Origin of the sequence: Demequina gelatinilytica, from assembly GCF_000971115.1 — a bacterium.
GTDB classification, from domain to species: Bacteria; Actinomycetota; Actinomycetes; order Actinomycetales; family Demequinaceae; genus Demequina; species Demequina gelatinilytica.
Genome location: NZ_BBLV01000005.1, coordinates 36,974 through 55,679 on the forward strand (window position 1 = coordinate 36,974; position 18,706 = coordinate 55,679).

At 71.6% G+C, this 18,706-nt stretch carries 21 protein-coding genes; 14 read left to right on the forward strand and 7 right to left on the reverse strand.

What is annotated here, in order from left to right; genetic code table 11:
• On the reverse strand, window positions 1-263 hold a 263-nt coding region (locus AOM00_RS15595), incomplete at its 3' end, for a hypothetical protein (protein WP_228373413.1).
• A 252-nt stretch (window positions 264-515) separates the two neighbouring features.
• Between AOM00_RS15595 and AOM00_RS05195 the strand changes: the two genes are divergently transcribed.
• From AOM00_RS05195 to AOM00_RS05215, 5 genes are read left to right on the forward strand one after another with little or no spacing between them, the layout of a single operon-like run.
• Window positions 516-1,589, forward strand: coding sequence for an extracellular solute-binding protein (locus tag AOM00_RS05195; RefSeq protein WP_062516779.1), 1,074 nt, complete (start codon window positions 516-518; stop codon window positions 1,587-1,589).
• Entirely contained in the window at window positions 1,586-2,482 is an 897-nt protein-coding gene (gene cysT / locus AOM00_RS05200; RefSeq protein ID WP_082096633.1) for a sulfate ABC transporter permease subunit CysT, read from the forward strand. The genes AOM00_RS05195 and cysT overlap by 4 nt, the downstream gene beginning before the upstream one ends.
• Entirely contained in the window at window positions 2,475-3,350 is an 876-nt protein-coding gene (locus AOM00_RS05205; protein WP_228373414.1) for a sulfate ABC transporter permease, read from the forward strand. Before cysT ends, AOM00_RS05205 begins: the two co-directional genes overlap by 8 nt.
• Window positions 3,347-4,381 (forward strand): sulfate/molybdate ABC transporter ATP-binding protein, encoded by a 1,035-nt coding sequence (locus AOM00_RS05210; protein WP_062516780.1) that lies wholly within the window; start codon window positions 3,347-3,349, stop codon window positions 4,379-4,381. Before AOM00_RS05205 ends, AOM00_RS05210 begins: the two co-directional genes overlap by 4 nt.
• Before the next feature lie 9 nt (window positions 4,382-4,390).
• A complete protein-coding gene (locus AOM00_RS05215) occupies window positions 4,391-4,894 on the forward strand; it encodes an RrF2 family transcriptional regulator (protein ID WP_062516781.1) in 504 nt (167 codons plus the stop codon).
• Window positions 4,895-4,903: 9 nt separating this feature from the next.
• On the opposite strand, the gene AOM00_RS05220 is transcribed toward AOM00_RS05215, so the two are convergent.
• The 3 genes from AOM00_RS05220 to AOM00_RS15600 form a co-directional block, all read right to left on the reverse strand.
• Window positions 4,904-6,160: an arginine deiminase gene (locus AOM00_RS05220; protein WP_062516782.1), complete on the reverse strand. Its 1,257-nt coding sequence runs from the start codon at window positions 6,158-6,160 to the stop codon at window positions 4,904-4,906.
• 252 nt (window positions 6,161-6,412) lie between these two features.
• Window positions 6,413-6,892 carry a CotH kinase family protein gene (locus AOM00_RS05225; protein ID WP_062516783.1) on the reverse strand — a complete coding sequence of 160 codons (480 nt, stop codon included), beginning with the start codon at window positions 6,890-6,892 and terminating at the stop codon, window positions 6,413-6,415.
• Between the two features lie 159 nt (window positions 6,893-7,051).
• Window positions 7,052-7,225 (reverse strand): DUF8730 family Cys-rich protein, encoded by a 174-nt coding sequence (locus AOM00_RS15600; protein ID WP_169746812.1) that lies wholly within the window; start codon window positions 7,223-7,225, stop codon window positions 7,052-7,054.
• Window positions 7,226-7,349: 124 nt separating this feature from the next.
• Between AOM00_RS15600 and AOM00_RS05230 the strand changes: the two genes are divergently transcribed.
• From AOM00_RS05230 to AOM00_RS05245, 4 genes are read left to right on the forward strand one after another with little or no spacing between them, the layout of a single operon-like run.
• A complete protein-coding gene (locus AOM00_RS05230; RefSeq protein ID WP_082096635.1) occupies window positions 7,350-7,889 on the forward strand; it encodes a GNAT family N-acetyltransferase in 540 nt (179 codons plus the stop codon).
• A 39-nt stretch (window positions 7,890-7,928) separates the two neighbouring features.
• Window positions 7,929-8,318 (forward strand): ribonuclease E inhibitor RraB, encoded by a 390-nt coding sequence (locus tag AOM00_RS05235; RefSeq protein WP_062516785.1) that lies wholly within the window; start codon window positions 7,929-7,931, stop codon window positions 8,316-8,318.
• On the forward strand, window positions 8,318-8,833 hold the full coding sequence (locus AOM00_RS05240) for a GNAT family N-acetyltransferase (RefSeq protein ID WP_169746813.1): 516 nt from the start codon (window positions 8,318-8,320) through the stop codon (window positions 8,831-8,833). The genes AOM00_RS05235 and AOM00_RS05240 overlap by 1 nt, the downstream gene beginning before the upstream one ends.
• Window positions 8,830-9,159, forward strand: a complete 330-nt coding sequence (locus AOM00_RS05245; protein WP_062516787.1) for a hypothetical protein — start codon at window positions 8,830-8,832, stop codon at window positions 9,157-9,159. Before AOM00_RS05240 ends, AOM00_RS05245 begins: the two co-directional genes overlap by 4 nt.
• A gap of 9 nt (window positions 9,160-9,168) precedes the next feature.
• Here the strand turns inward: AOM00_RS05245 and AOM00_RS05250 are convergent, their stop codons facing one another.
• Together AOM00_RS05250 and AOM00_RS05255 are read right to left on the reverse strand one after the other, a co-directional pair.
• The gene (locus AOM00_RS05250; protein ID WP_228373415.1) at window positions 9,169-10,572 is read right to left on the reverse strand and encodes an MFS transporter; all 1,404 of its coding nucleotides are present in this window, start codon (window positions 10,570-10,572) and stop codon (window positions 9,169-9,171) included.
• Between the two features lie 167 nt (window positions 10,573-10,739).
• Entirely contained in the window at window positions 10,740-11,006 is a 267-nt protein-coding gene (locus tag AOM00_RS05255; RefSeq protein WP_062516788.1) for a hypothetical protein, read from the reverse strand.
• Between the two features lie 157 nt (window positions 11,007-11,163).
• On the opposite strand from AOM00_RS05255, the gene AOM00_RS05260 reads away from it, so the two are divergent.
• Complete coding sequence (locus tag AOM00_RS05260; RefSeq protein WP_062516789.1) at window positions 11,164-11,787, forward strand: thymidine kinase; 624 nt, start codon at window positions 11,164-11,166, stop codon at window positions 11,785-11,787.
• A gap of 10 nt (window positions 11,788-11,797) precedes the next feature.
• Here AOM00_RS05260 and AOM00_RS05265 read toward each other — a convergent pair whose 3' ends face one another.
• Complete coding sequence (locus AOM00_RS05265; RefSeq protein WP_062516790.1) at window positions 11,798-12,514, reverse strand: DUF1684 domain-containing protein; 717 nt, start codon at window positions 12,512-12,514, stop codon at window positions 11,798-11,800.
• Window positions 12,515-12,600: 86 nt separating this feature from the next.
• On the opposite strand from AOM00_RS05265, the gene AOM00_RS05270 reads away from it, so the two are divergent.
• From AOM00_RS05270 to AOM00_RS05285, 4 genes are read left to right on the forward strand one after another with little or no spacing between them, the layout of a single operon-like run.
• Window positions 12,601-15,270 carry an ABC transporter substrate-binding protein gene (locus tag AOM00_RS05270; RefSeq protein WP_062516791.1) on the forward strand — a complete coding sequence of 890 codons (2,670 nt, stop codon included), beginning with the start codon at window positions 12,601-12,603 and terminating at the stop codon, window positions 15,268-15,270.
• A gap of 6 nt (window positions 15,271-15,276) precedes the next feature.
• A complete protein-coding gene (locus AOM00_RS05275) occupies window positions 15,277-16,272 on the forward strand; it encodes an ABC transporter permease (RefSeq protein WP_228373416.1) in 996 nt (331 codons plus the stop codon).
• A complete protein-coding gene (locus AOM00_RS05280; RefSeq protein WP_062516792.1) occupies window positions 16,269-17,132 on the forward strand; it encodes an ABC transporter permease in 864 nt (287 codons plus the stop codon). The genes AOM00_RS05275 and AOM00_RS05280 overlap by 4 nt, the downstream gene beginning before the upstream one ends.
• A complete protein-coding gene (locus AOM00_RS05285; protein ID WP_062516793.1) occupies window positions 17,129-18,706 on the forward strand; it encodes an ATP-binding cassette domain-containing protein in 1,578 nt (525 codons plus the stop codon). The genes AOM00_RS05280 and AOM00_RS05285 overlap by 4 nt, the downstream gene beginning before the upstream one ends.

Below are 18,706 nucleotides of genomic sequence, written 5' to 3' on the forward strand. Positions count from 1 at the left end.
GTGCCGATCTCGCCGCCGGTGGTGGCGCAGTACATGACGTAGATGGAGGTGTCGGCGCCGTCGATCTGTGCGGGCAGGGTGCCGGTCACGGTGAGGGTGTCGCCGTCGGTGACGTCCTCGGTGGGGGTGACGGTGACGACGGGCTCGACATCCGCGGCGTAGGCGGGCAGGGCGACGAGCACGGATGAGAAGAGCAGCGCGAGGAGCGCACCGGCGATGATTCCGGGCGCGCGGAGGCGCGCGTCAGCGACGCGTGAGAGCACGTGAACTCCAGGTCAGAGCGGGGCGCCAAGGGCGCGTGGAAACGGCAGGTGAGGCTTGCCTTACCCGCACCCTAGCGGGAGCGATATGCAAAACGCAACATTCGCGTTGCGTAATAACGGGGGCGCCGGGTTCGCCGGCGCGACGCGCCCGGATCGAGGGTTCGCTTGACGTCGACGCCCTATCTCCATAATGTCTATGGAGCCGATAGGAAAAGGCGAGTAACGCCTTGCGGCACACGACTGGAGGTCGCCATGCTGGGTCTCAGGATTCCGACGCTGTCCCGACGCTGGGGAGGCCGGGTCGCGGCGCTCGTCGCGGTCTCGGCGATGGCGGGGTGCGCGGGGGCGTCCGATGCCGCCGCGCCGAGCGGTTCCGCCGCCGGGGGAGCCGACGGGGCGGCGACGACGCTGTCCCTGGTGGGCTACTCGACGCCGCAGGTCGCGAACGAGGCGATCGAGGCCTTGTGGGCCGAGACCCCGGAGGGGGCGGGCGTCGCGTGGGTCGAGTCCTACGGAGCCTCCGGCGACCAGAGCCGCGCGGTGGCGGCCGGGCTCGAGGCCGACTACGTCCACCTCTCGCTCGAGCCCGACGTGACGCGCCTGGTCGACGAGGGCCTGGTCGACCCCGGCTGGAACCAGGACGAGCACGGCGGCATCGTCTCGAGCTCCGTCGTGGTGATCGCGGTGCGCCCGGGGAACCCGCTCGGCATCGAGAGCTGGCAGGACCTCACGGAGCCGGGGGTCGAGATCGTCACCCCGAACCCGACCTCCTCCGGCGGTGCGCGCTGGAACGTCCTCGCCGTGTGGGCGGCGGCTCTCGCCGACGGTGCCGACGACGCGGGCGCCGAGGAGTTCACCAAGGAGGTGCTGTCGCACGTGGTCTCGCTCCCGGCGAGCGCGCGCGACGCGACGAGCGCGTTCCTCGCGGGCACCGGCGATGTGCTGCTGAGCTATGAGAACGAGGCGATCCTGGCCCGCGCGAGCGGCGAGGAGCTCGACTACGTGGTGCCGGATGTGACGATGCGCATCGACAACCCGGGCGCCGTGCTCGAGGGCGCCGACCCCAAGGCGCGCGACTGGTACGAGTTCCTCTTCACGCCCGAGGCGCAGGCCGAGTTCGCACGCACCGGCTACCGACCGGTGGTCGACGGCGTGACCCTGCCCGAGGTTCCCGGAGCCAACGACCCCTCCGATCCCTTCCCCGCGCCCTCGACGCTCTACACCATCGACGACTTCGGCGGCTGGGCAGAGGCGGCCCCCACGTACTTCGACGAGGAGGACGGCATCGTGACCGCGCTCCTTCAGGACGTCGGGGTGGCCGGATGACCCTCTCGCTCGTGGACGATGCGGCACGCGCCGCATCGTCCACCCGCCCGGGCGGCGCCGAGCGGCGCGGGCGCATGAACGCACGCCGGCGTGGCACGCGCGCCGCGCCTCCCCTCAGCGTCGGCGCGGGGCTGGGCCTGGGCGCGGCCGTCATCTGGATGACCGTGCTGGTCCTGCTCCCGCTCGCCGCGGTGGTCGCCGAGGCGGCCGCGGGCGGCTGGTCCGAGGCGGTCCGGGTCCTCACCCAGCCGCAGACCGCGGCTGCGATCCGCCTCACGCTGGTGCAGGCCGCCCTGGTCACCGTGATCGACGTGGTGATGGGCACCGCCATCGCGTGGGTGCTGGTCAGGGACCGGTTCTGGGGCAGGCGGCTCATCGACGTGATCATCGACATCCCCTTCGCGCTGCCGACGGTGGTCGCGGGGCTGGTCCTGCTCGCGCTGTATGGGCCGCAGGGGCCCACCCCGGTCGACGTCGCGAACACCCGGGTCGCGGTGACGTTCGCCCTCGCGTTCGTCACGCTGCCCTTCGTGGTCCGCGCGGTGCAGCCCGTGCTCGAGACGCTCGACCGCGACGTCGAGGATGCGGCGAGGTCGCTCGGCGCTGATGGCCTCACGGTCTTCGGCCGCATCGTGCTCCCGGCGCTCGCTCCGGCCATCGCGACCGGTGCCGCGCTGGCCTTCGCACGCGGCGTCGCGGAGTACGGCTCGCTGGTGCTGATCTCGGGGAACCTCGCGATGCGGACCGAGGTCGCGAGCGTGCGCATCCTCGGCTATATCGAGGGCGGCGACCTGGCTGCCGCCGCGGTGGTCGCGACGGTGCTGCTCGCGGTGTCGCTCGCCGTCACGTTGCTCCTCGGGGCCATCGGACGGGTCGGTGGTCGCCGTGGCTAGCGTCCTCACCGCCGACGGCCTGCCACGCACGGCTCGGCGCGCCGCGCATCGTCCGCCGCGTCGCACCGGGACGGTCGTGCTGCGGCTCGTGGTGATCGCCTACCTGGTCCTCCTTGTGGCGTGGCCGGTGTCGCTGGTCTTCACGGGCGCGCTGAGCGACGGCCTGGGCCCGGTGATCGACACGTTCACCGATCCTCTGGTCCTGCGTGCGCTCCGGCTCACCGCGGTCGCGGTGCTCTGGGCCGTGGTCCTCAACACCGTGTTCGGTGTCGGGGTGGCGTTGCTGCTGGTCAGGCGCAGCTTCCCGGGCCGTCGCCTGCTCGCCGCGCTCGTCGACCTGCCGCTCGCGGTGTCGCCCGTGGTCGTGGGGCTCGCGCTCGTGCTCGTGTACGGGAGCCGCAACGGATGGTTGGGCGCCCCGCTCGCACAGGCCGGAGTGCAGATCGTCTTCTCGACGCCGGGCATCGTGCTCGCGACCACGTTCATCGCGATGCCGCTGGTGCTCCGGGAGGTCGTGCCCGTGCTCGAGGAGGTCGGCACCGACCAGGAGCAGGCGGCCAGGAGCCTGGGCGCCGGTCCGTGGGCCACGTTCCGCCGCATCACGCTCCCGGCGATCCGCTGGGGCGTGGTCTACGGGATGGTCCTGTGCCTCGCGCGAGCGATCGGCGAGTTCGGCGCGGTCAAGGTGGTCTCCGGCAACCTCATCGGCCAGACCCAGACCGCGACGCTCAGCGTCGAGGAGCTGTACATGAACTTCGACCGCCAGGGCGCGTTCGCCGTCGCCGCCGCGCTGTCGAGCGTGTCCATCGTCGTCATCATCATCGTCGGGCTCCTGCGCACGCGCATGGAGAAGAGGAGGGGCTCATGAGCATCGAGATCCGCAACATCACCAAGACCTTCGGCGACTTCGTCGCGCTCGACGACGTGAGCGTCGGGATCCGTCCCGGCAGCCTCACCGCGCTGCTGGGACCGTCCGGCGGGGGGAAGTCGACCCTGCTGCGGATCGTCGCGGGCCTCGAGACCGCGGACTCCGGAGCGGTCGCGATCGACGGCGTCGACGCGACGCGCCTGCCTCCCCAGCGGCGCGGCGTGGGGTTCGTGTTCCAGCACTACGCGGCCTTCCCTCATATGACGGTCGCGAGGAACGTCGCGTTCGGCCTCGACATTCGGCACCGCCCCAAGGACGAGGTGCGGGCGCGGGTCGAGGAGCTGCTCCGGCTGGTGCACCTCGAGCAGTTCGCCGACCGGATGCCGGGCCAGCTGTCCGGCGGGCAGCGCCAGCGCATGGCCCTGGCCCGTGCGCTCGCCGTCGAGCCGGCCGTGCTCCTCCTCGACGAGCCCTTCGGTGCTCTGGACGCGAAGGTGCGCAAGGAGCTGCGCGACTGGCTGCGCCGCCTGCACGACCAGGTGCATGTGACGACCGTCTTCGTCACGCACGACCAGGAGGAGGCGCTCGAGGTCGCCGACGAGATCGTGGTGGTGAGCAACGGTCGCGTCGAGCAGGTCGGTTCGCCGGACGACCTCTACGACAGCCCCGCGAGCGAGTTCGTCATGTCCTTCCTGGGTCCGGTCACGATGCTCGGCGGGAGGCTGGTCCGGCCGCACGACGTCGAGCTGCTCGGCATCGCGGTGGTCGGCTCCGTCGCCGGGGTCGTGGAAGGGGTCCAGCGTGTCGGCAACGAGGCGCGCATCCAGGTCGGGGTGCCGGGCGCCCCCAGCGTGGCCGCGGTGCTCACCCGGGCGGCGCTGCGCGACCTCGACGTGCGCGTCGGGGACACCGTGTGGCTCAGGCTCGCCAAGGGTGCGACGTCGATGGCCGCCACGCCCGCATCGTCGCCGGACGATGCGGCACGCGGCGCCGGCTCCGTCCTCACGGGCGCCGTGAGCGCACCCCGATAGGGTGGCGGGATGCACGTGAGCGCCAAGGGTGACTATGCGGTGAGGGCCGTGGTCGGTCTGGCCGAGGCGTACCCGGAGCGCCTCCCGGTCGTGGCATTGGCCGAGCGGTTCGACATGCCGCGCAAGTTCCTCGAGACGGCGCTGGCAGACCTGCGTCGTGCGGGCATCGTGCAGGCGCAGCGCGGACCGGAAGGCGGGTACGTGCTGCGCAGGCCGCCGGCCGAGATCACGGTGGGTGAGGTGCTCCGCGTGATCGACGGCCCGCTGGCCGATGTCCACGGGCTGCGCCCGCATGAGGTCGTCTACCCGGAGTCGCTCCGCCACATGCAGGAGATCTGGGTCGCGGCTCGCGCGGCCGTGCGCATGGTGTTCGACGAGGTCACGATCGACCAGCTGGTGAGCGGCGCGTTCCCGGACCAGATCCGTGACCTCTTCCTGCACGACGAGGCATGGGAGCCGCGGAGCGGACCGCAGACGCCCACGCTCCCGAGCGGGGCACCGCCCGCAGGCTGACGGCGCTTCTCAGGCGTCGCGCAGCAGCGGCTGGGTCATGCAGTGCGCGCCGCCGCGGCCGCGCCCGAGCTCCGCGCCCACGATCTCGAGGACCTCGACGCCGGCGGCGCGGAGCTCCTCGTTGGTGTGGGTGTTGCGGTCGTATGCGACCACCACGCCCGGCTCGAGCGCGAGCAGGTTGTTGCCGGAGTCCCACTGCTGGCGCTCCGAGGCGTAGCGGTCGCCGCCCGTCGCGATCACGCGCAGGTCCACGCCGAGCGCCTCGCCCACCACGTCGACGAACGGACGCTCGTCGCGACGCACGTCGAGCATCGTCGGCGCGGGCGCCTCGCGGATCACGTACGTCTCGATCTCGTCGATGATGCCCGGGAAGACCGTGCAGATGTCCCGGTCCGCGAGCGTGAACACGGTGTCGAGGTGCATCGCGGAGCGCAGCCGCGGCATCTTCGCGACGATCACCTGCTCAGCGCCCTCTCCCAGGAAGAGCTCCATCGCCAGCTGCGTGATCGCCTGGCGGCTGGACCGCTCGGACATGCCCACCAGCACCGTGCCGTTGCCGACCGGCATGACGTCGCCGCCCTCGAGCGTCGCGAGGCCGTTCGGCAGCTCCGGGTCTCCCCACCAGACGTTGACCGCGTCGCGGAAGTCCGGGTGGAACGTGTAGACGGCCTTCATGACCAGCGTCTCGGCGTGACGCGCGGACCAGTACAGCGGGTTGAGCGTGACGCCGCCGTAGATCCACGAGGTGGTGTCGCGCGTGAACAGCGTGTTGGGCAGCGGCGGCAACAGGTAGTCGCGCATGCCGGACTCCTCGCGCACCAGCTGGATGCCCGGAGGGGAGAAGTCGCGGGGGAGGTCGAGCGTCGACAGGCCGCCGATGATGTGGCGCGCGAGATCCATCGAGCCGAGCTCGTCGAGGTACGCGCGGATGTCGGTCGCGAGTCCCAGGCCCACCTCGTCGGGCGTGACCTTGCGGTCGAGGAGCCAGGCGCGCGCCTCGGGGAGCGCGAGCGTCTCCGCGAGCAGCACGTGCAGCTCCTTGACGTCGACGTCCCTGTCGCGCATGAGCTGCACGAACTCGGCGTGGTCGCGCTCGGCGTTGTCGACCCACATGACGTCGTCGAACAGCAGGTCCTGGCAGTTCGAGGGCGTCAGCCTGTGGTGCGCGAGGCCCGGCGCGCAGACGAGCACCTTCTGGAGCTTCCCGACCTCCGAGTAGACGCCGTACTCGGGCAGGGTGATGGCCGGTGCGAGATTCTCGCTCATCGAGGGTGAAGCCTTCCTGACGGTTGACTCGAACCTAGCAGGGGGCCGCGCCCAGGCTCGGGCGGGACGGGCCTGGCGGCTTTGGATGGAACTGGTGCGGATCGTGTCGTCCACGCGCGGTGCAGTTGGTCAGCGGGTGCGGATCGTGTCGAGGTGCCCGGCGTGAATCACATGATCCGCACGCGTTGCAGCTCGAAGCGTGTCAACGGCGACACGATCCGCACGCATTGCGCGCAGGCGGGTGCTGGGGGCTCAGGCGGGGTGAGGTTCGCGCATCGGCTCGGGCAGCTCGGCGGCGCGCAGGCGCGCCGTGTGCCGCCGCAGCGCCCCGGCCGCGACTCGGGCGTCCGTGTCGGCAGCGCCGGACGCGATGAGCGCGTCCGTGAGGCGCTCGAGCTCCGCATCCACGAGGGCGGCGAAGTCCGGCTGCGTGAGGAACCGCTCGGCCAGCAGCCGCGCGGCGGCGGCGTCGCCGAGGCCGTGGCGCGTGCCCACGCTCACGTCGAGCGCCCAGTCCACCACGGCAAGCGATCCGGTGACGGTGTCGTAGCAGACGTAGGCGTGGTCGCCCGGGTGTGCGACCGCGTCGTAGCTGTCGACGATCTCCTGGAAGGCCAGGTACGTCGCGAAGGCGTCGACATCGAGGGCGCGCGGGAGGCGAGCGGCGAAGGCGGCGTCGTCGCTCGCCTCGAGCAGCTCGTGGAGGTCGGGGGTGTATGTCCAGTTCGTCATGGCTCGATCCCATCAACCGTGCCTGGGAGTCGGCTGAGAGCCCGCCGGGGGATCTCCGTGAGCCTCCAGGCATGACGAAGGCCCCGCCGGCGTCCTTGCGGGACTTCGACGGGGCCTCTCCCCGGAGGGCGCGGCCGGGAGGGCCGCGTCATGAGCGCGTCAGCGCGAGAAGATGTTCGAGAACATCGAGCCGAACGAGCTGCCGGAGCCGCCGCCCTGGTCGCACGTGCAGCGCTTGTCCTGGGGCACGCCCGCGAGGGCCTGGTCGATGTGCTGGCCGCAGCCGGTCCAGGTCGCCTTGCCGCACTGGTTGCAGGTGATTCGAGAGCACATACGGGTTTCTCCTTGAGTCTGAAGGTGTTCGCGGACGGGCGAGGGGGGATGCCCGGCCGCGTCGCATACAAGTATGCATACCCCTGGGGGTATGTGTCAAGGGGGTGGGTGATACGGTCCCCTTATGCCTGAGAGAGCGCTGGAGCCTGCGGTGGAACGCATCGTCATGGTCGCCCCGGTGGACGCGATCCTGCAAGCTGCGCAGCCCTGGCCTCACGTACGTGCGATGGTTCCCGAGGACATCCCGTGGACCGCGGCCGCAGCGTGGGAGTGCTACCCGCGACGCACGCCTTTCGACTCCTGGGACGGGGTGGTCGAGCTCACGCAGTCCGTCTTCCGGAACGAGGCGGGCGAGTTCATGCCGGTGGCCTCGCCGGTCGCGCTCACGGACGAGGGGTTCATCGCCGGCTTCGTGACCACCGTGTACCGGTGCATCCTCAAGGACGACCTTCCGGACTGCCCCTACATCCTCGACTGCATCGTGCTGCCCGACCACAGGCGCCAGGGCGTCGCGGCCGGCATGCTCGCGGCGGCCGCCCGCGCGCTCAAGGCCGTGGGGGAGCGCGAGGTCGCGCTCACGGTCTACGACGACAACGACGCGGCGAAGGCGCTCTACGCGTCGCTGGGCTTCACCGAGTTCCTGCGCAGGCCCGCATCGGACTGACGTTCGTGCCCGGGACCTCGCGCGGCTAGCGTTGTGCTCATGGGATTCCTCACCAAGGTGTTCGGCGGGCGCAAGCGCGTAGGGCCGTACGAGCTGTGGAGCGACGATGCCGAGCAGCTCGAGGCGATGGCCGCGCGCGGTGCGGACCTCGCCGCGCCGCGCGAGTCGGAGTTCTTCCTCAGCTTCACCTCGGAGCCGCGCGTGCGCGAGGCGGCGGATGAGCTGCGCGCGATGCGCGTGAGCCACGAGCTGGTCGAGCCGAGCCACGACATCCCGGAGTGGATGCTGTTCGTGCGTGCGTACCGCACACCGCTGGTGCCGGACTTCCTGCGTGAGACCGTCGACCTGTGCGAGCGGCTCGCGGAGAAGCACGGCGGGGACTACGAGGGATGGGCGGGGCTGCTCACCGACGAGGAGAAGGGCCTCTAGTGGGCTACGTGCTGCGCCGCTGGACCGATGCGGACCTGCCCGTGCTCGTCGCGGCGAACGCGCCGGAGATGATGGAGCACCTCGCCGGGCCCGAGACGGATGCGCGCGTCCGCCGCCGCCACGAGCAGTACATCCGCGGCTGGGACTCCGGCCGTCCGCACATGTTCACCATCCGGAGGGACGATGCGCCGGTCGCGGTGGGCTCGGTGGGCTGGTGGGAGTCGGACTGGGATGGCGAGCCGTGCCTCGAGACCGGGTGGATGGTGGTCCCCGAGCACCAACGGCGCGGGGCCGCGACCGCAGGGGTGAGGCTGCTGATCGACCAGGCGCGCGATGCCGCAGCGGCGCGCGGGCTGCCGCCCGTGCTGATGGCGTGCCCGAACGTCGACAACGCGGCGTCGAACGCGCTGTGCCGGACCGTGGGCTTCGAGCATCGCGGCACGCTCGAGGACGAGTATCGCGGCGTGCCCATGACCCTCAACATCTGGACCTACGACCTCACGGAGGACGCATGAGCGACGTCGTTCCCGAGTACGCGCAGCGCCGGCTGGGCCAGCGAGCGTGGCGTCTCAAGCGGTCGTGGTGGGTGCTGGTGCCGCTGCTGACGTTCGGGATCCTGTGCTGGGCGGGGTACCTCTGGGCGGGGGTCAAGACCCAGAAGCGGAAGTACTACATCTCCGGAGCCGTGTGGTTCGCGATCTCTCTGCTCATCCCGCTGCTTCCGGAGAGCATGGGCGGCGCCGTGCCGATCATCGCGGTGACGTGCATCTTCGTGCCGACCATGCAGGCGATCATCATGAACCAGCGGTACCTCGTCGAGCGAGCCGTTCGCGACCTCTAGCGCCGAGGGTCAGGCGCGCGCGTCATCGTCCTGCGCGAAGGCGTCGTTCCTGATGCCTGCCCAGGAGATCGCCCCTGCGACCAGCATGAACACCCCGGTCACCACGGTGGCGCGGTGGAAGCCGTCGAGGTCGAGCGTGCCGGCCACGATGGTGCCGATGAGCGCGACCGCGACCAGCCCGGCGATGCGCGCGACTGCGTTGTTGACCGCGCTCGCGATTCCCGAACGCTCCGGCTCGATCGCGCCCAGGATCGCGGAGGTCAACGGGGCGACCATGAGGGTGAGCCCCACGCCGAACACGACGATGCCGGGAAGGGCCTGGGTCCAGTAGTCGAAGTCCTCCGAGATCGCGACGAGCATGAACGAGCCGACGCCCATGATCGCCGGTCCCGCCGTCATGAAGATGCGGGGTCCGAACCGCGCTCCCAGCGTCCCCACGCGCGAGCTGAAGAGGATCATGAGCACGGTGATCGGCAGCTCGGAGAGCCCGGCCGCGGTCGCGGAGAGCCCCGCACCCTGCTGCAGGTACACGCTCACGATGAAGCCGTTGAGCGCGAGCGCCCCGTATGCGAACCACGTGGTGAGGTTGCCCCACGCGAAGTTGCGCGCGCGGAAGAGGCCCAGCGGGAGCATCGGATCAGGGATGCGCGCCTGTCGCACGACGAACGCGGCGAGGGCCGCCAGGCCGCCGAGCCCGGTGGCGACGATGCGCGCATCGGACCAGCCGAGGTGCGGCTGCTCGACGAGCGCGTAGACCGCCCCGCCCAGGCCGACCGCGCAGAGCAGGGCGCCCGCGTAGTCGACCTTGGCGCTCTCGCGACGCACGTCGAGGATGTCGAGGCGGGCGATGAGCGCGAGGGTCACGGCGATCGGCAGGACGTTGATCGCGAACGCCCAGCGCCATGAGGCGTAGTCCGTGAGCAGGCCGCCCAGCACGGGGCCTGCGACGAAGGCACCTGTGGTCGCGCCGGTCCACGTGCCGATGGCCTTCGCCTGCGCGGGACCGCGGAACGTGCTCATGATGAGCGCGAGGCTGGAGGGCACCAGCAGAGCCCCGGCGACGCCTTGCAGGAGGCGGGCCCCGATGAGGAACGGGCCGGTGGGGGCGAGTGCGATCGCGAGGGACGTGGCCCCGAAGCCGACGAGCCCGATGGTGAGCACGCGCAGGCGTCCGAACAGGTCGGAGAGGCTGCCCGCGACCAGGATCAGGGCGCCGAGCGTGATGAGGTAGGCGTCGACCACCCATTGCTGAAGCGCGACGCCGCCGCCGAGGTCGCGCTCTATCGCGGGCAGCGCGACGGTGACGATGCTGCCGTCGAGGAAGGCGACGAAGCTGCCGAGGATCGCGATCCACAGCACCGTGACCTGGGTGCGCGTCGCGGACGGCATGGGCGAGCCGGGGGATGCGGCCATGCGGCCAGGCTACGTCGGCGGGGATGTCGTCGTGACCGGGTGGGTTGGTCGGTGCTCGCGCTTCTCATGCGCGAACGTCGCGTGACGGATGCAGGCGAGGTGCTCCACTCGTGCGTGAAAGGTGCGAGCGTCGCCGCGCGGCGTCCGGGGATCCCGGCAGCTCCGCGTCAGGGGCGCGGCGCGGTGAGCGGCGCGCCGACTCCGACCACCCCGGTGCTGCACCACTCGCCGGCGTGCTCGGGGCACATGAGGCCCACGTTCTCGGTGTCGCCCGAGCGGTCGTGGAGCAGGTAGAGCGCGTTCGCGGGCACCGCCGCGGTGCCGGGCGGGCAGTACGAGCATTGCGCGGTCGCGCGCACCACGCCCGCGAGCGCGAGCAGGTCGGCGTAGTTGTCGAGGGTGAGGCCGGCGTGGTCAGCGCGGTCGTCGATCATGCGTGGTTCCCAGTCCTGTACGTCGTTGTCAGCGGGCACCCGACACCGTAGCGGACGCGAGCCCATGCGAGCGGGTCCTTGGTCCCTTGGGCTCGACCGAGGCACGCGCGGCGCTATCGTTCTCCGGTAGTCGGACCGGCCCGAGGGATGGATACGAATGGCGAAGCTGTACTTCCGGTACGGGGCGATGAACTCGTCCAAGACCGCGCTGCTCCTCACGGCCGCCTACAACTACGAGGAGCGCGATCAGCACCCCGTCCTGGTGAAGCCTGGCGTCGACACCAAGGCCGGCGAGTCGGTCTCGTCGCGGATCGGGGTGGACCGCAGGGTCGACGTGGTGCTGGAGGCCGAGGTGTCGCTCATCGCGGCGCTGGAGGCGAACCGCCCGCTCGACCAGGTCGACGCGGTCTTCATCGACGAGGCCCAGTTCCTCACCCCCGCCCAGGTGGACGAGGCCTTCGAGGTCGCCGTGCGCCACGGCGTCCCGGTGCTCTGCTACGGGCTCCGCGGCGACTTCATGACCCGCTCCTTCCCGGGCTCGCTGCGCCTGCTCGAGATCGCGCACTCCATCGAGGAGCTCAAGACCATCTGCCGGTGCGGGTCGAAGGCGATCTTCAACGCGCGCATCGTCGACGGGGTCTTCGTGCGCCACGGCGACCAGGTCGCTATCGACGGGCAGCAGGCGGACTACGAGTCGCTGTGCGGCCGCTGCTACCTCGAGAAGGTGGGCCCGGTGCAGGGCGCGGGCTCGCCTCAGACGGACCCGCCGCACCTGTTCTAGGCCGCGCCGTCTAGCTTCTGTCGCGCGGCACGATGCGGCGCTCGCCGGCCAGGACGGCCACGGGCCAGCGGTTGCGCGGGGGCGGCGTCACGCACACGAAGTGCGGGGAGAACCGGCTGGGCGGAAGGTACGCGCGGTTGAGATCGACCGTGACGCCGCCGTCGGCGTGAGGACCCGCGAGGCGGATCATGCGGAACCCGTACGGCTCCGTGGCGACCGTCGCGTCCTCGAATGCTCCGAACAGCTGGTCCCCGTCACGATGCACCAGCAGCTCGAGCGGCACGCCGTCCAGCTCGAACGAGACCACGCCGTCGTAGACCGTGCTCGACACGTGGCCGTCCACCGCGAGCGTCGGGACCGGCCCCACCCGCGCGGCCGTGAAGCATCCCACCGCCCGCGCGGCGGGATCCTGGGCGAAGCGCTCGATCTCACGGAGCCCCGCGTGGGCGGCGCGTCTCGGGTCGAGCACGCGGATCGCGAGCGCGTCCTCGCGTGCGAACGCCCGCAGCAGCAGCGAGCCGTGCGGATGATCCTCCCCGGGCGACAGCCGGACCTCCGCGCCGTCGATCAGCCCGACCGCGACGCCGTGGTCGACGCGCCACGCGCCGGGGACGTCGGGGCTCACGGACGATGCCGGCGAGAGCCAGCGGGTCGCCGCGAGCGAGGCGAGGCCATGGGGCCCGAACGCCGTCGTGTCGCGGGCGGCGATCCACGCGGCGTCGGTCATGCGCCCATGGTGGCAGGTCACGAAGCCTTACCGAAATGAAACATCGTCGAAACCCATGGAGGACGTGTCATCGATAGCGTCTCACTATGGATAGTGCAGCGAGCGGTGAGGTGGAGGCCCTGACGAGGGTCATCGACCTGCATTCGCTGCGCATCCTGGTCGCGATCGACGAGCACGGCTCCATCTCCGCCGCGGCACGCTCGCTGGGCCTCAGCCAGCCGACCATCACGCAGCACGTGCAGCGCCTCGAGGAGCGGCTGGGTGCCGCCCTGGTCGCACGGACCGCGCGTGCGGCGCGACTCACGCCGGTGGGGGCCCTGCTTGCGCGCCACGCCCCACGCATCGACGCGAGCCTCACGGCCGCCGCCGCGGAGCTCGCCCGCGCCCTCGGACGTCGGGGCGGCCAGGTCCGCCTGGTCGCGGTGCCGGAACAGGTCGGGGCGGTGCTCGCTCCGGCCGTGGGTCGCCTCGCAGCGCTGCAGCCGCACCTGGACCTGGTGGTGCTCGAGGCGCCGGACGCCGAGTCCGCCCTGGACATGGTGCGGGGAGGACGCGCCGACATCGCCGTCGCTCCCACGCCCCTCGACACGCGGGCGGGCGCACGGCCCGCGGCGCTGCGCACGTCGTTCCTGTTCGCTGAGGACGTGGTCGCGCTGACCGCCTCCGACGTCGCGGCGCCCGAGGGGCGCGTCGAGCCCGGATCGCTTGCCGAGCTCGCGTGGATCAGGGGCTCAGGCACCTGCTCGGACGCCGTGGGTGCGCGGATCGGGCGCGGGACGGGTCCGCGCGACATCGAGGTCAGCAGGGCCGATGCGGCCGTCGCGCTCGCGGCACAGGGTCGCGGGGTCGCGTTCGTCGTCGAGTCCGCACTCCAAGGCGTTGACCTTCCGGGGTCGGTGCGCGCGCTCGGTCTCGCGCCCGCGCTGCGGCGCCGCACCATCGCGGCCACCCTCCCCGAGGCCGCGCGCATCGACGGCGTCGCGGCCGCGCTGCGCGTGCTCGCCGCGCATCGTCCCTCACCCGTCGGCGTCGAGGCCATCCTCGACGCCCGCCGTCGCAGCGCCGCCCATCGGGCCCGCTTCGCGCCCCTGGGCGGCGTCGGCACGCTCCCCCACCACGCAGAGGAGATCACCACCATGGCACTCACGTCAGGCACCGTCGCCCGCACGGCGGCGGTCACCGCCGCGGGAGCGTTGGCAATGGCCGGATGCACCGCATCGTCCGACCCGGAGCCCACGTCCAGCGCACCCGTCGCCGTCGGCGTCGACACGGGCGAGGAGATCGACTCGATCACCGTCGCGCTGCCCGGCTCGCTCTCGAGCCTCTACGTGGGCTCGGAGTCGGGCATCCTCAACTACTACGTCGCGTCCGTGGCGCAGGAGGGGCTGGTCGCGGTCGACTCGACCGGCGCGCTCCAGCCGGCGCTCGCGGAGAGCTGGGAGCAGACCGACGACGTCACGTACGTCTACGAGCTGCGTGAGGACGCGATGTTCCAGGACGGCACGCCCGTCACCGCCGAGGACGTGGTGTTCTCCCTCGACATGGCGCGCGACGAGACGGCCTCGCCGGGCCTCGCGTACTACATGACGAACATCGACACGGTGGAGGCGACCGGCGACTCCGAGGTGACCATCACGCTCGCGCAGCCCGACGCCGCCTTCGCCGGCAACATGAGCACCGCGGGCGCCGCGTTCATCACGTCCAAGGCGTTCTGGGAGGAGCACGACGGCGACGTCGGCACCTCGGAGTCGCTGCTCCTGGGGACCGGCCCGTACCAGGTCACGGAGTTCGTGCCCGACTCGCACGTGACCTTCGAGCGCGTCGACACGTGGTGGGGCGAGCTGCCCACGGTCAAGGAGATCCGCATCGACTTCGTCTCCGACGAGTCGACCCGCCTGCTCGCCGCGCAGTCCGGGGACGTCGACATCGCGTTCAACGTCCCGTTCGCGCAGGCCGAGCAGTGGGAGTCGCTGTCCGACATGCGCGTCGAGTACGTCAACGACCTCTCCTACGTGGGGCTGTACTTCAACACCGGCGTCGCTCCCTTCGACGACGCGAAGGTCCGCGAGGCCATCGCGCACTCGGTCAACCGCGACGCGTACGTCTCGACGCTGCTCAAGGGCCACGGCGAGGCGGCGACCGCGATCATGACGCCCGAGTCGCTCGGCGCGGTCTACGGCGCCGACGAGGCGCGCGAGATCCTCGCGGGCATCCCGCAGTGGGACTACGACCTCGAGGCCGCGAAGGCGGCGCTCGCGGCATCGTCCGTGCCCGACGGCTTCGAGGCGGAGCTCCTCACCCCGAACACGGGCCCGCAGCTGGGCACCGCGGCGCAGGCGCTCGCGCAGGACCTCGCGGAGGTGGGCATCACGCTCAACGTGCGCGAGGTGCCCATCGAGGAGTGGCTCGCGAGCCTCGACCCGTCCTCCGAGTACGGCATCAACTACATGTGGTACTTCTCGACGCTCGCCGACCCGGCCGAGATCCCGTCCTACCTCATCGGCCTCGACAACCCCGCGCAGTACGACAACCAGGAGGTCCTCGACCTGCTGACGCAGATCGGCGCGGAGAAGGACAAGGCCGCGCGCATCGACCTCCTGGTCGAGGCGGAGACGCTCCAGGCGGAGGACGTCATCAACGTGCCGCTGTGGTGGGGCCAGTCCGCGACGGCGTTCGCGGACGACCTGGGCCTCGAGGACTACAGCCCGTTCACGTTCGTCTCGACGTGGCCGGCCCAGCTGTACCGCGCAGGCTGACCCTTCGTGTCGAACGCAGACACCCGAGCACGCGCGTCGCGCATCCGGCCCCTGGGCCGCATGCTCGCGGCGCGCGTGCTCGGCGTGCTCGGGGTGCTGTTCGTCCTGTCCATCATCGTGTTCGCGATGATGTACCTGGCCCCGGGCGACATCGTGAAGAACCTGCTGGGCAACCGCCCCGCGAACCCCGACGTCGTCGCCGCGGTGCGTGAGCAGTACCGGTTGGACGACCCGGTGGTGGTCCAGTACCTCACGTGGCTCAAGGGCTTCGTCACGGGCGACTTCGGGGAGTCGATCCGGCTCCAGGTGCCGGTCGCGCAGGCGATCGGCGACCGCATCGCGATCACGGCGGCGCTGTGCGGGCTGGCCTTCCTGGTATCGGTGCTGGTCGCGGTGCCCCTGGGCGTGCGCTCGGCGGTCAAGGCCGGCGGCTGGGTGGACCGCACGGGCAACGCGCTGTCGATCCTCGGGCTGTCCGCACCGACCTTCGCGGTGGGGCTCGTGCTGCTGTACCTGTTCGCCTACTACGTGCCGATCCTCCCCGTGTACGGCGGGGGCGACGGCGGGCTCGACACGCTCAGGCACCTGGTGCTGCCCGCGATCACGCTCGCGCTCGGGCTGGGCGCGATCATCGTCAAGCTCACCCGCACCGCGATGCTGCGCGAGCTCGAGTCCGACTACGTGACGTTCGCGCGCTCGCGCGGCCTGGGGGAGCGCATGGTGCGGCGCATCGCGCTGCGCAACGCCGCGATCCCCATCGTCACCGGAGCCTCGCTGGTGCTGACGTTCCTGGTGGGAGGCACCGTGCTCGCGGAGACCACGTACGCGCTGCCCGGCATCGGCACGCTGCTCCAGGACTCGGTGCTGTTCAAGGACATCGCCGTCGTCCAGTCGCTCACGCTGCTGGTCGCAGTGGTCATCGCGGTGATCGCGCTCCTCGCCGACCTCGCGTACCTGCTGCTCGACCCGCGGGTGCGCCGTCAGATGGGAGCAGCCTCATGAGCGACATCCGCATCATCGGTGCCGCGCCCGTCACGCGCCGGCGCCGCCGAGTCCCCGTGGGGGTCGCCGTCGCGATGGGCGTCCTTGCGGTCGTGGTGCTGGCCGCGGCCTTCGGGAACCTGCTGTTCGCCGAGGCGATGCGCCAGGACGTGCTCGCCTCGACGCTCCCGCCGGGAAGCCCCGGCCACCCGTTCGGCACCGACGAGCTGGGCCGCGACGTGCTCCAGATGGCCGTCGCGGGCACCGCCTCGGCGTTGGTCGGGCCCGTGGTGGTCGCGGTCGGCTCGATGCTGCTCGGCGTCATCCTGGGCACCCTCGCGGGCTACGAGAAGGGCTGGCTCGACACGCTCATCTCGCGCTGGACGGACCTGCTTCTCGCGGTGCCCGTGCTGCTCGCGGCGATCGTCGTGTCGGGCGTCATGGGCGGCGGGTACTGGGTGACCGTCGCGCTGCTGGTGGTGCTGTTCTCGCCGTCCGACATCCGCATCGTGCGCGCCGGCGTGCTCGAGCAGTCCGCGCGGCCCTACATCGAGGCGGCCCAGATGCTGTCCCTGTCGCGCTGGCGCGTGATGTTCCGCCACATCCTGCCCAACGTCACGTCGCTGGTGGTCACCAACATGATGCTCAACGTCGCGTTCGCGCTGGTCGCGTTCTCCTCGCTGTCCTTCCTGGGCGTGGGAGTCGCGCCCGGCACCGCGGACTGGGGCCGCCAGCTCACGGACGGCCGCGCGATCATGTTCCAGAACCCCGCGGCCGTGTTCCTGCCCGCGCTGCTCATCGTGGTGGTCGCGGTGTGCGTGAACCTCGTGGGCGACTGGATCGGTCAGCGGCTCTCCCAGGTGGGGGAGGAGGTCCGATGACCGTCCTTGTGGAGGGCCTCACGGTCATCGGCCCCGCCGGGACCATGGTCGAGCCCGTCTCCGCCGAGATCGCGCCCGGGGCGACGCTGGCCCTCATCGGCGAGTCCGGATCGGGCAAGACGCTCACGGCCAAGTCCATCGTCGGGCTGCTCCCGCGCGGCTTCCGCGCGGCCGGGTCGGTCACGGTCGCCGGGCAGGCGCTTCCGGTGGATCGCCCGGGGGACGATGCGGCGTGGCGGCGTGCGCGTGGGCGTTCGGTGTCGCTGCTGCTCCAGGACCCGTTCACGTCGCTCACCCCCGTGCACCGCTGCGGCGACCAGATCGCGTGGACCGTCGAGGCGGCCCAGGGGCACCGCCTCCCGCGTGCCGCGCGGCGGACCGCGGTCGAGGAGCGGCTCGCCGAGGTCAACCTGCCCGCGCGCGTCGCGGACGCGTTCCCGCATGAGCTCTCGGGCGGCATGCGGCAGAGGGTCGCGATCGCGGCGGCGCTGGCGTCCGACCCCCAGCTGCTGATCGCGGACGAGCCCACCACCGCCCTGGACGCCTCCAACCAGGCCGAGATCCTCGACCTCCTGCGGCGGATCCAGGAGGACCGGCGCCTCTCCGTGATCCTCATCTCGCATGACCTGGGCGTGGTGCGCGGCCGCACCGACCAGGTGCTGGTGATGCGCGGCGGCCAGGTGGTCGAGCGCGGCGCGACCGCGGCGGTGCTCGCGGCTCCCGAGCACCCCTACACGCGTGCGCTCATCGAGGCCGACCCCGTGGTCGCTGCGCGCTCGGGCGCACGCATCGCCGCCGAGGAGGCCGCCCCGTCGGAGGTCGAGCCGCTGCTGGCGTGCGGGGGCGTGACCAAGGCCTTCGGCGTGCGGACCGTGCTCGACCAGGTGGATCTCACCGTCGCGCCGGGTGCGATCGTGGGGATCGTGGGCGAGTCGGGGTCGGGCAAGTCCACCCTGGCCCGCTGCATCGCCGGCCTCGAGCGTGAGGATGCGGGCAGCATCGTCCTCGGGGGCGCGGCGCTCGCCCCGGGACGGGGCTCGCGCACCCCCGACCAGATGCAGATCGTGTTCCAGGATCCGTACTCGTCGCTCAACCCGATGATGAGCATCGGTGCGATCCTCGGCGAGGCGCTCGGCGTGGCCGGGCGTGCCTCGTCCGAGGTCCCGGGCCTGCTCGAGATGGTCGGGCTGCCGGCCGAGTTCGCCCGCAAGCGTCCCGCCGAGCTGTCCGGTGGGCAGCGCCAGCGCGTGGCGATCGCCCGCGCCCTGGCGCCGGGGCCGCGGCTGCTCATCTGCGACGAGTCGGTCTCCGCGCTCGACGTGTCGGTGCAGGCGGACATCCTCGCCCTGCTCGCGCGCCTGCGCGAGGAGATCGGCATCGCGATCCTGTTCATCTCGCACGACCTCGCGGTGGTGCGGATGATCGCCGACTCCGTGACGGTGATGTGGGACGGGCGGGTGGTCGAGTCGGGGCCGTGCCACGAGGTGCTCGAGCACCCCGCCCACGAGTACACGCGGCTGCTGGTCGCGGCCGCGACGCGCGAGAACGCCGTGCCCGCCGAAGGGAAGGACTGA